Source organism: Roseovarius conchicola, from assembly GCF_041403425.1.
Taxonomy (GTDB): domain Bacteria; phylum Pseudomonadota; class Alphaproteobacteria; order Rhodobacterales; family Rhodobacteraceae; genus Roseovarius; species Roseovarius conchicola.
The window spans coordinates 978,935-991,628 of sequence record NZ_JBGEHK010000001.1 but is presented as its reverse complement, the minus strand read 5'-3'; the positions used below and the strand labels follow the sequence as shown (position 1 = coordinate 991,628).

15 protein-coding genes and 2 tRNA genes are annotated in these 12,694 nt (G+C 58.6%); 13 read left to right on the top strand and 4 right to left on the bottom strand.

Features of this window, described 5'->3' with window-relative positions:
• Positions 1-127 precede the first annotated feature (127 nt).
• A tRNA-Leu gene (locus V6N02_RS04805) sits at positions 128-214 on the top strand.
• Positions 215-294: 80 nt separating this feature from the next.
• Here V6N02_RS04805 and V6N02_RS04800 read toward each other — a convergent pair.
• Both V6N02_RS04800 and V6N02_RS04795 read right to left on the bottom strand, forming a co-directional pair.
• Entirely contained in the window at positions 295-1,806 is a 1,512-nt protein-coding gene (locus V6N02_RS04800; RefSeq protein ID WP_371224352.1) for an alpha/beta fold hydrolase, read from the bottom strand.
• A gap of 241 nt (positions 1,807-2,047) precedes the next feature.
• Positions 2,048-2,137 (bottom strand) — tRNA-Ser (locus tag V6N02_RS04795).
• Positions 2,138-2,254: 117 nt separating this feature from the next.
• Between V6N02_RS04795 and V6N02_RS04790 the strand changes: the two genes are divergently transcribed.
• Entirely contained in the window at positions 2,255-3,106 is an 852-nt protein-coding gene (locus V6N02_RS04790) for a DUF2059 domain-containing protein (protein ID WP_371224351.1), read from the top strand.
• A gap of 2 nt (positions 3,107-3,108) precedes the next feature.
• Positions 3,109-3,936 carry a DUF2059 domain-containing protein gene (locus V6N02_RS04785; protein ID WP_371224350.1) on the top strand — a complete coding sequence of 276 codons (828 nt, stop codon included), beginning with the start codon at positions 3,109-3,111 and terminating at the stop codon, positions 3,934-3,936.
• On the opposite strand, the gene V6N02_RS04780 is transcribed toward V6N02_RS04785, so the two are convergent.
• Positions 3,933-4,295 (bottom strand): hypothetical protein, encoded by a 363-nt coding sequence (locus tag V6N02_RS04780; RefSeq protein ID WP_371224349.1) that lies wholly within the window; start codon positions 4,293-4,295, stop codon positions 3,933-3,935. The two genes, V6N02_RS04785 and V6N02_RS04780, sit on opposite strands and share 4 nt — an antisense overlap.
• A gap of 175 nt (positions 4,296-4,470) precedes the next feature.
• Between V6N02_RS04780 and V6N02_RS04775 the strand changes: the two genes are divergently transcribed.
• The 7 genes from V6N02_RS04775 (at position 4,471) to V6N02_RS04745 (ending at position 10,172) form a co-directional block, all read left to right on the top strand.
• Positions 4,471-5,169, top strand: a complete 699-nt coding sequence (locus V6N02_RS04775; protein ID WP_371224348.1) for a 50S ribosomal protein L21 — start codon at positions 4,471-4,473, stop codon at positions 5,167-5,169.
• Between the two features lie 11 nt (positions 5,170-5,180).
• Complete coding sequence (gene rpmA, locus V6N02_RS04770) at positions 5,181-5,450, top strand: 50S ribosomal protein L27 (protein WP_371224347.1); 270 nt, start codon at positions 5,181-5,183, stop codon at positions 5,448-5,450.
• Positions 5,451-5,631: 181 nt separating this feature from the next.
• On the top strand, positions 5,632-6,168 hold the full coding sequence (locus tag V6N02_RS04765; RefSeq protein WP_371224346.1) for a GNAT family N-acetyltransferase: 537 nt from the start codon (positions 5,632-5,634) through the stop codon (positions 6,166-6,168).
• A gap of 3 nt (positions 6,169-6,171) precedes the next feature.
• Positions 6,172-6,672 carry a GNAT family N-acetyltransferase gene (locus V6N02_RS04760; protein ID WP_371224345.1) on the top strand — a complete coding sequence of 167 codons (501 nt, stop codon included), beginning with the start codon at positions 6,172-6,174 and terminating at the stop codon, positions 6,670-6,672.
• 54 nt (positions 6,673-6,726) lie between these two features.
• Positions 6,727-7,764 carry a GTPase ObgE gene (gene obgE, locus V6N02_RS04755; protein WP_371224344.1) on the top strand — a complete coding sequence of 346 codons (1,038 nt, stop codon included), beginning with the start codon at positions 6,727-6,729 and terminating at the stop codon, positions 7,762-7,764.
• Positions 7,752-8,858 (top strand): glutamate 5-kinase, encoded by a 1,107-nt coding sequence (gene proB, locus V6N02_RS04750; RefSeq protein WP_371224343.1) that lies wholly within the window; start codon positions 7,752-7,754, stop codon positions 8,856-8,858. The genes obgE and proB overlap by 13 nt, the downstream gene beginning before the upstream one ends.
• 48 nt (positions 8,859-8,906) lie before the next feature.
• A complete protein-coding gene (locus V6N02_RS04745; protein WP_371224342.1) occupies positions 8,907-10,172 on the top strand; it encodes a glutamate-5-semialdehyde dehydrogenase in 1,266 nt (421 codons plus the stop codon).
• Here the strand turns inward: V6N02_RS04745 and V6N02_RS04740 are convergent.
• The gene (locus tag V6N02_RS04740) at positions 10,169-10,768 is read right to left on the bottom strand and encodes a histidine phosphotransferase family protein (RefSeq protein WP_371224341.1); all 600 of its coding nucleotides are present in this window, start codon (positions 10,766-10,768) and stop codon (positions 10,169-10,171) included. The genes V6N02_RS04745 and V6N02_RS04740 overlap by 4 nt on opposite strands.
• A 30-nt stretch (positions 10,769-10,798) precedes the next feature.
• Between V6N02_RS04740 and V6N02_RS04735 the strand changes: the two genes are divergently transcribed.
• The 3 genes from V6N02_RS04735 (at position 10,799) to olsA (ending at position 12,694) form a co-directional block, all read left to right on the top strand.
• Complete coding sequence (locus V6N02_RS04735) at positions 10,799-10,975, top strand: DUF3553 domain-containing protein (RefSeq protein ID WP_371224340.1); 177 nt, start codon at positions 10,799-10,801, stop codon at positions 10,973-10,975.
• Between the two features lie 121 nt (positions 10,976-11,096).
• Entirely contained in the window at positions 11,097-11,864 is a 768-nt protein-coding gene (gene olsB, locus V6N02_RS04730; protein WP_371224339.1) for an L-ornithine N(alpha)-acyltransferase, read from the top strand.
• Positions 11,861-12,694: a lyso-ornithine lipid O-acyltransferase gene (olsA, locus tag V6N02_RS04725; RefSeq protein ID WP_478013479.1), complete on the top strand. Its 834-nt coding sequence runs from the start codon at positions 11,861-11,863 to the stop codon at positions 12,692-12,694. Before olsB ends, olsA begins: the two co-directional genes overlap by 4 nt.

The following is a 12,694-nucleotide window of genomic DNA, read 5'->3' as shown; positions in this document are numbered from 1 at the left end:
CTGCATATGTTATCCGTGCCTGCAGAGGTCTTGGAGGCCGTTGCGATTTTCGCCAGCGGGTCGGGTATTTTTGGCCTTCACAAGCCCGGCGGCTTTGCCTATAGACGCGCTACTTACCAGATCACGTGCGGTCGTGGCGGAATTGGTAGACGCGCAGCGTTGAGGTCGCTGTTCCTTAACCGGAGTGGAAGTTCGAGTCTTCTCGACCGCACCAGATATCCCTTAACTTATTGGTCGTAAGCGCCGTTTTTCGGGCTGCCCCCCCGTTTACCCTATGATTCCTTGGATCATCGGTCAGTAGGATTTGAGCTTTTTACGTCGCGCTGCGTGGGCCGCGTTGACGCTGTGGTTTCGGACAACTTCCGGATCGAGTTTTTTCAACTTGTTCAGGTATTTCGGCCTTGGTCCATCAATCTCGATACAACGTTCGATCGCGGTCGCTGCCAAACCCGGGCGGGTGAACTTGAACTGCCGAAAAATCGTGAGCCAGTAGATCGTGCTGTTCTGGCGTTGCCGTCGTGCTTTGCGGATCAGATCTTCAAAATCGGCATCCGGATCCATCAGCACCGACAGGAAAGTGTCGATGGTCCCGGTTTCCTTGAAATAGCGCAGGATGTGATGCGACGCACCGGGAAGACAGTGCGCCCGGAAATTCTCGTCCCGCTCGAAAAGGTCGATATGTCTGCGATCAGGGTGCAATGTATCGTAGAAAACATGCTTTTGCGCATCGCGGGCCATCATGGCGTTCAGATCATAGCGAAACCGGCCAATCCGGTCGCTGTGTTCGCGCCACCGGCGTTCAAAAGGGACGACCTTCGGGTCGATGGAATATTGTGGCGATACGGCCACCACGCGCTCGGCGCGTAAAAGACCGGCGCACAGTAGCGCTCCGTAAGCACCCATGCTGGCCCCATAAAGGGTCACACGCGCATCCTCGGGGATGGCTGCGCGGATGGCGGCGCATAGGTCCTCGGTCTCACGGTCCTGGAACCAGTTTGACTGTCGCGAGCGGATAAAAATCGCCTGTGCGCCCCGTTTTTCCAGCGCATCCTGCCCGAAGGCCGCGATCTCAAAGCCGCTAATCTCGGGTTCCGCTGGTGGGAACACGACGATGTAATGGTTGTCCTCTTGCTCGGCATGTCGTGACAACCACGCTTCATACATGTTGCCTTTCCACAACCACCGCCGGGTGCAGTTTGTCGCCCAGGTGCTTTCTTTCGTGGCGTCCTGCAGCGCATGTGCCAGCGCCGCGGCGGTTTGAAGGCGGGGTGGGGCCGTATCAGCTGATCGTGGCAGGCTGACGTAGTTTGGCAGCCCGAGCGCATCTACGTAGGCGTCCGCGCTTGGGCCTTCCACGGTGGCTGCAACCGGCAATTGGGGGGCGCCCAGCATGATGCGAAACCTCTGCACCAACTTGGTGAAAAGTTCGCGGTTTTTGTTGGTTTCCGTCTCAGGGTGACTTTGACCAAGCCAGAGCATGCCAGCCAGTCGGTAGTCTTCGGTTTGCATGAGGTTCAACAGTTTGCGCCGGGATTTCGCCATCAGTCGCGTTGTATGCTCGGGGTTCCAGTTTTTCCAAAGATGTGCCCCGTAACCACCAAGAACAACGATATCCAGTGGCGCGCCGCCAGTGGCCAAGACAGTGCCCGCACCAACAGTCAGCAGACGTTCCAGCCCCTCTGGCAGGTCAGACACGTTCAGGAACCCCTTATCCGTATAGGCGCGCAGGTCCGCATCTAGGTCAGGCGTTTCGGTTTTATCCGCCTGCTCCGGGAATTCTCCGGCTATGATCACAAGGTCGCGCAAAACGGATTTCCTTACCGGGTAAACCATGTCTGGTTTGCTGCAGGTCGACAGATCATGGATGTCCGGCGCTGCCGGCTTTTCCCGGTGCTGCGAAGTTCTCTGCTTCGGCTCTCGCTGGCGGCATAGACCCAAGTTGTGCCTGTCGTCTTACCATCCTCCATTGCCCGATTGGATCAGTGACGAATTCTCGCGGCTTTGTGCTGACAGAAAAGTATATTTACCAATTAGTTGCAAGATAAAATGGCGGAGAGACAGGGATTCGAACCCTGGGTGGGCTTGCACCCACAACGGTTTTCGAGACCGCCCCGTTCGACCACTCCGGCACCTCTCCGCGGGGGTCTGGAAGCTGCGTGTAATTGCCTTTTTGGGGTGGGGCAAGGGCTTTTGCATTGTCTGGCGGCAGAATTTGCATAGGTTTAAGGCAGTCCATGGCAATCCAGGAGCAACTGTGTCCGTGATCCCCTTTCTCCACTCTCGTTTTTTCACCCTGTTGATTGCTTTGACCACCGTGTCTTTTCTGGCATCCGCGCCGGGGCATGCGGCAGATCGCGACCGGTTGGAAGCATTCCTGGAAGTGACAGGTTTTGACGTAGCCCTGGATAGCATTGCGCTCTCGGCTGAGCATGCGCCGGATATGCTGGGCCTGCAAACCAGCGATTTCGGCGACAATTGGCGGGTCATGGCCGAGCAGGTGTTTGATTCTGATGTGATGCATGAAATGGCGCTCGATATTCTGGAACAAACCCTGTCGGATGAACTTTTGGCCCATGCGGCCGGATTTTACGCGTCGGACCTTGGGCAACGGCTGGTCGAGGTCGAAAACGCCTCGCATATGGTTGAGGATGACGATGCCAAACGCGAAGAGGGCGAGGCGCTTCTGGCGGAATATGGCACCGGGTCGGGCACACGCGGAGAGCTATTGGCTCAGCTGAACGAGGCGGTGGACAGCGCGGGCACGGGCGTTCGGGCGATTCAGGAGTTGCAGGTGCGGTTTCTGATGGCGGCCTCTCACGCGGGGGTTCTGGAGAACGAGATTGACGAAGGCACGTTGCGCGCGCTGCTGCGCGAGGGCGAAGACGAGTTGCGCGACAGCCTGAAAGAGTCGAGCCTCGCCTCGGCGGCCTATACCTATCGTGATGTATCCGACGAGGATGTGATGGCGTACCGCGACGCCCTGCGGGACCCGAAGATGAAGCAGGTTTACGAGTTGATGAACGCGATCCAGCACGAGGTGATGGCCAACCGGTTCGAGGCATTGGCCGACCGTATGGCGGGCGTGCAACGCGGAGAGGACCTGTAAATATGGGAGTATTCATGCGTCTTGGTGTGGTGATGTGCATTGTCATGCTGCTGGCTTTGCCGGTGCAGGCAGAACGTGCCCCGCAGATCGAGGCGCTGCTTGAGGCGCTCAAGATTTCGGATACGATCGAGATCATGCAGGAAGAGGGCATTGATTACGGCGAAGACGTCGCCAGCGAATTGCTGCCCGATGCCGATCCGACCAGCTGGGCGCAAACCGTTTCGCGGATCTATGACCATGACAAGATGTTCGCCCTGATCGCTGATGCGTTCGAGGCCGAACTGGGCGATGCGGATCTGACTCCGGTTCTTGACTATTTCCAGTCGGAAGATGGCGCCGAGATCGTCATGCTGGAGGTTTCGGCCAGGCGCGCGTTTCTTGATGCGGATACCGAGGCAGCCGCGGCGGATCGGTATCACGACCTGTCTGACACGGATGCATGGTTCGTGAACCAGATCGACACGTTGATCCATGACAGCGACCTGGTCGAGATGAACGTGGCCGGGGCGCTGAATTCGGACCTGATGTTTTACCGTGGACTGACGGATGGCGGCGCGTTCGAGATGACAGAAGACGAAATGCTGGCCGATGTTTGGGCGCAGGAAGAAGATTTGCGCCGGTCGTCCGAGGATTGGCTGAGATCGTTTCTGGCGATGGCGTACCGCCCGCTCGAGACCGAGCAGCTGGAGGCATATGCTGCTTTCTACCGCAGCCCCGAAGGGCGCGAGTTGAACCGGGCGATTTTTGTGGCTTTCGATCAGATGTACGAGGAGATTTCGTATCTCTTGGGCCGTGCCGTCTCTCAACAGATGATGAGCGAAAAGCTTTAAGAATTTCCGTGAACCATTAGTGCCACCACCAGCGCCTCGGGCGAGGCGCGGTATTGCGCGATATCTTCGCGCAGGCGGTCGAGTAATACGGCTTGAACCGGGGCAGGGACATCGGCGAGAAGATAGGCCTGCGCCAGTGCCGGGCCGGGCTGTGTTTCAATTTCGCCAAGAAGGGCGGTGTGATGGTTGATCACATGCTTTTCGACCTTGCGGCGTTTGGCATTGTAGCTGGCGTTCTCCAATGCAGCGGAGGCGCCGTAGACTGGCAACAGTAATGGGTTTGCGGGCAGATGGCTGGCTTCGCCGTTGCCACACCCTGCACAAATCAAGGTGGCCCCTAAAAACCTTGCAAATCTCATTGCCAATCCTCTTGACTTTCAGGCCCGGCTCCTGAATAAGCGCGCATTCCGGCAGGGGTTCTGCGCGGAGATGATATCAATACCGCCCTCAGGGCGCGCTGTCCGAGGTGGCCAGTCTGGCCGCGAACACCCGATCAGGGGACCACAGGATGCGGAGAGAGTAAAGGAAATGCGCATGTTTGCGGTCCTCAAGACCGGTGGCAAGCAATACAAGGTCCAGTCGGGCGATATGCTCCGTGTGGAAAAGCTTGCGGCAGATGCCGGTGACAAAGTTCAATTCAACGAGATTCTGATGCTGGGCGGCGATAAGCCGGTCATTGGTTCTCCCTTGGTGGACGGCGCTGCCGTGCAGGCCGAAGTGGTGGACCAGATCAAGGGCGATAAGGTGATCCACTTTGTCAAACGCCGCCGGAAGCATGGCAGCCAGCGCACAAAAGGGCATCGTCAGCAACTGACCGTCCTGCGCGTGACCGAGATCCTTGAAAAAGGTGGCGACAAATCCGGCGTGATGGCCGCGATGGGTGCCGGTTCGGTGGCTGTTGTGGCAACCGCTGCCAAGCCTGCCAAAAAGGCCGAGGCCCCCAAGAAGGCTGAGAAGAAAGCCGAACCCAAGGCCGAGAAAAAGGCCGAGCCCAAAAAGGCCGCGCCCAAGAAAGCCGCCAAGGCCGAGGCCGGGTCGGACGATCTGAAACAGCTGTCGGGTGTTGGCCCCGCGCTGGAGAAAAAGCTGCTTGAGGCCGGTGTAACCACCTTTGCCCAGATCGCAGCATGGACCGAAGCAGATGTAGCTGCTATGGACGAGAAACTGTCGTTCAAAGGCCGGATCGAGCGTGAAGGCTGGATCGAACAGGCCAAAGAGCTGGCCAAAGGCTAAGGAGAGACGAGATGGCACATAAAAAAGCAGGCGGTTCATCCCGTAACGGCCGCGACTCAGCGGGCCGTCGTCTTGGCGTGAAACTCTACGGTGGTCAGTCGGTCATTCCCGGCAATATCATCGTGCGTCAACGCGGCAATAAATTCTGGCCGGGCGAAGGCGTCGGGCAGGGCAAAGACCATACAATCTTTGCAACTGCGGAAGGCGCCGTGAAGTTCCACAAGGGCTTCAAGGGCCGCACCTTTATTTCGGTTCTGCCAGTGGCGGAGGCCGCTGAGTAAGCCGACCTTAAGGTTTTGAAATCAAAAGGGATCGGCAGATGGCCGGTCCCTTTTTCTTTTGATGGTGATGTCCTCACGGTCTGTCACAAGCGCGGAGGAGGTGCTTGAAGATCGCTTGGGGTATCGCCAGTTTGAAAGTCCGGGGGATAAACCCCTCGCGTGCACTTTGAGGAGAAAGCGCATGAAACTGGAAACGATTATCAACCAGCCCGTCATCGAGGCCGAGAGTTTTGATTTGCGTCCATTGCGCATTTCAGATTCCGGGCTGATCACACTTTATACCAGCGATGCACGGGTGGCGAATTTCACCTCTGACATTCCCCATCCGCTTCCCCCCGGCTCCACCGAGGCGTTTATTGCCCGGACCCACGCCGATGATCGGACCGAGGATGTGTGGGCGATGGATGCTTCCAAATCCGGCGGGGCCGAACTGATGGGTGTGATCGGATTGGAGCGGATGGACCGTGATCAATCCGAAATCGGCTTCTGGGTGGCCCCGGCTTACTGGAACACCGGCGTTGCCTCGGCGGCGGTCGAGGCGCTTATCGCTGTGAATCCGCAAGACAGTTCCACCATTTTCGCCAGCGTGTTTCAGGACAATCCGGCCTCGGCCCGGGTGCTGACCAATTGCGGCTTTGAATATCTCGGCGATGCCGAGGCGTTCTCGGTTGCGCGTAACGCCAATGTGCCCACCTGGACCTACAGTCGGAAGGGCTGACCGATGCAGGATGGCCTGACCACACAGCGCCTTGTGCTGCGCCCGGTCCGGCCTTTTGATCTGGACAAGGTGCATGCAATCGCCAGCGACTACGAGGTGGTGCATCAGACCGGGACTTGGCCCTGGCCTGCGGATCGGGCATTCACCGCCGCACGTTGCGTCGAAAACATTCCGGGTGCCCCGATTTCTCTTGCCGCGTGGTTGGGAAATGACCTTGTTGGACTGATCGGCGTGCGTGATGACGGCGATCTGGGTTATATGCTGGCGTGCGATCATTGGGGGCAGGGCTATGCCACCGAGATGGGGCAGGCTGTTGTTCAGCATGCGCAGGCGCAAAAGACCTGGTCACAGCTGAAGGCCTGCGTGTTCGAGGATAACCCAGGTTCGGTGCGTGTGCTGGAAAAGCTGGGCTTTGTCGAGGGCGCGGCCTGTATCGGGCGCTGTGCCGCGCGCGACGCCGATTTGCCCATTCGCACGTTCACACTTGCGCTCGCCCGGCCTTGAGCCTGCGGGCGTTTCCCTCTATCGCACTCCCATATCGTTATTTAGGCAGCCCAGATGAAATTCCTCGATCTCGCAAAGGTCTATATTCGCTCCGGCGCGGGCGGCAACGGATGCATCAGCTTCCGCCGTGAGAAGTATATCGAGTATGGTGGCCCGGATGGCGGTGATGGCGGCAAGGGGGGCTCGGTCTGGGCCGAGGCGGTTGATGGACTCAACACGCTGATCGATTTCCGCTATCAACAGCACTTCTTCGCCAAGAACGGCCAGCCCGGCATGGGCCGTCAACGCACCGGCAAGGATGGAGATGACATCGTGCTGCGCGTGGCCGTGGGCACAGAAATCCTCGATGAAGATCAGGAGACGGTGATTGCCGACTTGATGGAGGTAGGTGACCGGGTGCTTCTGGCCAAGGGCGGCAATGGCGGTTTTGGCAACCTGCATTTCAAAACCTCGACCAATCAGGCCCCGCGCCGCGCCAATCCGGGGCAGGAGGGGGTGGAGCGGACGATCTGGCTGCGCCTCAAGCTGATTGCAGATGTCGGTCTGCTGGGCCTGCCCAATGCGGGCAAATCCACGTTTCTGGCCGCCACCTCGAATGCGCGCCCGAAGATTGCCGATTATCCGTTTACCACGCTGCATCCTAATCTGGGGGTCGTCGGCGTGGATGGCGTGGAATTCGTCGTGGCCGATATTCCGGGCCTGATTGATGGCGCATCAGAGGGCAGGGGGCTGGGTGATCTGTTTTTGGGCCATGTCGAACGCTGCTCGGTCCTGTTGCATCTGGTCGATGGCACCTCGGAAACCATTGTCGAGGATCACGCCACCATCATTCACGAGCTTGAGGCCTATGGCGGCGCGCTGGCCGACAAGCCGCGCATCACCGTGTTGAACAAGGTTGATGCCCTGGATCAAGACGCGCGGGCCGAGGCCAGGGCCAGTTTGGAAAAGGCTGTGGGCGGCCAGGTGCTTGAGATGTCCGGCGTGTCCCGCGACGGAGTGACCGAGGTGCTGCGTGCCCTTCGGTCGGAAATCGACGAAGACAAGCTGCGCTATGCAGTGCAAGACGATGAGCCGGAAACATGGCAACCCTAGACAGCGCAAAACGGCTGGTGATCAAGATCGGCTCGGCCCTGCTGGTGGACCGCGAGAGCGGCGCTTTGAAAGCTGAGTGGTTGCAGGCGCTGGCCGATGATGTCGCCCGGCTGAAGGCGCGGGGGATGGATGTGATCTTGGTTTCGTCCGGCTCGATTGCGCTCGGGCGCGGAGTTCTGAACCTGCCTGCTGCGGATCTATCGCTGGAACAATCGCAAGCCGCCGCCGCCGTGGGTCAGATCAAGTTGGCCGGAGCCTATGAACGTGCGTTGGAAGCGCATGGGTTGAAGGCGGCGCAGGTTCTGGTGACGCTGGAAGACAGCACCGATCGTCGCCGCTATCTGAATTCGCGCGCCACGCTTGAGCAGCTTTTGAAACTGGGCGTCATCCCCATCGTCAACGAAAATGACACCGTTGCCACGGATGAGATCCGCTATGGCGACAATGATCGGATGGCAGCGCAGGTGGCGGTCACGGCCGGGGCCGACCGGTTGATCCTGCTTAGTGATGTCGATGGGTTTTACACGGCGAATCCCGCGCAGGATGCGGATGCCAAACGCTTTGACATGATCGAGGCGATCACCCCCGAGATTGAGGCGATGGCGGGGGATGCCGGGTCGGGCCTGTCCAAAGGCGGCATGAAGACCAAGCTGATGGCAGCTAAGACGGCCATGGCCGGGGGCTGTGATATGGCCATTACCGAAGGCTCTGTGTTGAACCCGATTGCCGCGCTGGAAGCCGGTGCTGCGGCCACGTGGTTCCGTGCTCAGGGCGACCCGCAGCAGAAACGCAAAGCCTGGATCGCGGCAATGAAGCCAAAGGGCGAGGTGGTGCTGGATGCCGGTGCTATCAAAGCCTTGAAAGGCGGCAGCAGCCTGTTGCCTGCCGGAGTCGTGGCGGTGCGCGGTGCATTTCTGCGCGGTGATCCGGTGGCTGTAATGGATGAGGCGGGGCAACCGCTGGGCCAGGGATTGACCCGGTATGACGCGGATGACGCCGATAGAATTCGCGGTTTGCGTAGCGATCAGATCGAAGAGGTTCTGGGCCATCCGGCCCGTGGCCCATTGATCCACCGCGATGATATGGCGTTCTAAGCCACCCTGATGCTAGACTGACCCTGCTTTGACCCAAGGTATGACCCGATGAAAGATCTTGAGAACATTCCCGCCCTGATGGCTGAAATAGGTTCCCGCGCACAAGCGGCTGCCACCGCTTTGGCTGTCGCATCACCAGAGGCCAAGGCGCAGGCGCTGAACGCGGCCGCTGATGCTGTCTGGGCGCGTCGTGCCGAGATCATTGAAGCCAATGATCAGGACATGGTGTTTGGCCGCGATAAAGGGCTGTCAGACGCCATGATGGACCGTCTGAAGCTGACCGAAGACCGCATTCAGGGCATCGTTGACGGTCTGCGCGCCGTAGCGGGGCAGGATGATCCGGTGGGCGAGGTCTTGGCCGAATGGGATCGCCCCATGGGGCTGCATATCCGCCGCGTCCGCACGCCGCTGGGGGTGATCGGGGTGATTTATGAAAGCCGTCCCAACGTAACGGCGGATGCCGGGGCGCTGTGTCTGAAATCGGGCAATGCGGTGATTTTGCGCGGCGGCTCGGAAAGCTTCCATTCGTCAGGCGCGATCCACGCCTGCCTCGTTGACGGGCTGCGCACTGCGGGTCTGCCCGAGGATGCGGTGCAGCTTGTGCCGACGCGCGATCGCGCGGCTGTTCAGGAAATGCTGACCATGACGGACACGATTGACGTGATCGTTCCGCGCGGGGGTAAGGGCCTTGTCGGGTTGGTCCAGCGCGAAGCGCGGGTGCCTGTGTTTGCTCATCTTGAGGGTATCGTGCATATCTATATCGACAAAGAGGCCGATCCGGCGAAGGCCATCGAGGTGGTGCTGAACGCCAAAACCCGGCGCACCGGAATTTGTGGCGCGGCGGAATGCCTGCTGATCCACCGTGATGTGGTCGACACAATCGGACAGGGCGTGATCCGGGCGTTGATTGAGGCGGGCGTGGAAGTGCGGGCTGACAAAGGGCTTGGGGAGATTGACGGCACGGTGCCTGCCAGCGATGGCGACTGGGGCTGCGAATATCTTGATATGATCATTGCGGCGAAGACCGTCGAGAGTATCGACGATGCCATCGCGCACATCCGTCAGTATGGTTCGTCCCATACCGATTGCATACTCACCGAAGACGACACCGCCGCGGCGCAGTTTTTCCGTGAACTCGATAGTGCCATTTTGATGCGCAACGCCTCGACCCAGTTCGCTGATGGCGGCGAGTTTGGCATGGGCGCCGAGATCGGGATTGCGACAGGCAAGATGCATGCACGCGGCCCGGTTGGCGCGGCGCAATTGACCAGCTTCAAGTACTTGGTGGATGGGGATGGAACCACCCGCGCCTAGAGCGTGATGGTTAACTCTTCGCTCGTGGCGCGATAGCTGCATCTGCGTCCCATTAACCCCAGATGATGGGGCAGCAGAACGAATTGCACGTGGGCGGGTTGGATTTCGCGCTGATCACCCAGGTCCAGCAGGCCATCCCACAGACCTGGATCAACGGCCAGTTTCGGGCCTGAGGCGGTAAGCGTCCAGTTTTCGTCAATCTGTTTGACGTCAATGTTTCCACCCATAGGCAAAGCCACTTCACAACACAATCCCGCAAGAACCACCAGCCGGGCCATGGTGCGTGGCATGCTGTCAGGTCCCGCCCAATCCAGTGTGATACGCCCATCATGATGCACCCCACGCCAGATATCGCGGATCTCATCCCCGCGGGTGATCTGTGTGTCCGACGCCATGCCAAAAGCCAGCCGAAACAAGCGGATACGCGCATTAGCGCTGGCGGCGCTGTCACTGACCAAGGCCATTTCCGGACCCTCGGGTGCACCGGATAGGCTGAGCAGTTCCAGGCCGTTATTGACCGCACCGATCAGGCTGATCAGGTCATGACAGATACGCGACCCTATGAGGGCGGCGAGGTTCTCGCTATAGTAAGTCAACTGATCCCGAACTCCCCGAATGGACAAGAAATGATCGAACTTAACGCACTCTTAGAACCCGGTATGTTGGTCGAACATCCCGGGCAACCGGATTGGGGCGTGGGGCAGGTGCAATCCAATGCCGGTGGCAAGATCACGGTTAACTTCCCCGATGCGGGAAAGGTGGTCATAGATGGCAGCCGCATCGCCCTTCTGCCTGTCACTTAGTCATACCTCATCTTACCAAATGGTTAATACTCGTAAAGGTTGAGCTTTGCGCCGGGGCTTTCGGTTGCCAAGCCGCGGGGCTTTGCCTACAACCCGGCCAAGGATGAGGACCCGGTGGATCATGAGCCGCACAGAGCCGCAATTCCGCGTTAAGCTTGCGGAAACACAGGAAGAATTACAAGCAGCCCAGCGGCTGCGCTACCGTGTTTTCGTCGAGGAACTGGGCGGTGATGGCCCATTGGTGGATCATGACAGCGGGCTTGAGGCCGATCGGTTTGACCCTTATTTCGACCACCTTATTCTGACCGTTGACACCAGGCCGGATGAGGTTGTGGGCGTTTACCGTCTTTTGCGCCAAGATCAGGCGGTCCGGGCCGGGCAGTTTTATTCGGAAGATGAATATGACCTGAGCGTGCTTACCTCGTCAGGGCGCGGACTGCTGGAGCTGGGCCGGTCCTGTCTTGATCCGGCGTTTCGTGGCGGCATGGCCATGTACCATCTTTGGACGGGCCTGGCGCGTTATGTTGCTGATCATAATATAGAAATTATGTTTGGCGTTGCCAGTTTTCATGGCACGGATGCAAACGCCCTGGCGCAACCGCTGTCTTTGCTGCATCACCGCCACCTGGCCCCTGATACCCTGCGTGTGCGGGCACGACGCGAGGCTTACCAGTCGATGAACCTTATTCCCGAGGCTGAATTGGACCGTCGCGCAGCAATGATGCAGGTGCCTGCTCTGATCAAAGCCTATCTGCGGATGGGTGGCTATGTTGGTGACGGCGCGTTTATTGATCACGGTTTCAACACCACGGATGTCTGTCTGGTGATGGACGCGACGCGGATGAATGAAAAGCAAAAAAACATTTACCAAAAAGAGGTTGTGGGGTGACATTCACGTGGCAACCTGACCAGGAGCCAGAGTTGTCTCCGATCCCGCTATGGCGTTGGAGCCTGATAATCCTTCGGGCTATTCCGCTGATAGTGATCCTGAGCATCGGTGTGTGCTTGACCGCGATCCTGCGGTTGATTGAACGCCCTCTGTTTGGCCTGCATCGTCCCGTCACTCCCTATATCACGACGGCGGTGTGTCGGCTGTGCATGTTGATATTCGGTATTGGCTATGAAACCGAAGGCGAGATCATGCGTGAACGAGGCGCTGTGGTCGCCAACCATTCATCCTGGTTGGATATTTTTGCGTTGAACGCGGGCAAACGGATTTATTTCGTGTCCAAGTCCGAGGTGGCAGGCTGGCCCGGCATTGGCGTGCTGGCGCGGATCACCGGGACGGTGTTTATTGCACGGGATCCAAAACAGGCCAAGCAACAGCTTGAACTGTTTGAGAAGCGGTTGATGGCCGGGCACAAATTATTATTCTTTCCGGAGGGAACATCGACCGACGGAGTTCGCGTTATTCCTTTTAAAACAACTCTTTTTCAATCGTTCTTCAATCATGATTTGCGCGATCAGATGAAGATTCAGCCCGTCACGCTGATCTACACGGCCCCTGAATCGCGCGATCACCGGTTCTACGGCTGGTGGGGGGATATGGATTTTGGGACGCATCTGCTGCGCGTGTTAGCCACAGCGCGCCAGGGCCACGTGAAGATCGTCTATCATCCTGCTGTAAAGGTGGCAGATTTCCCCAACCGTAAGGCTTTGGCCAAGCATGTTGAAGACGTCGTGCGCGCTGGAATGCCACCAGACCGCCGGATCACCTGA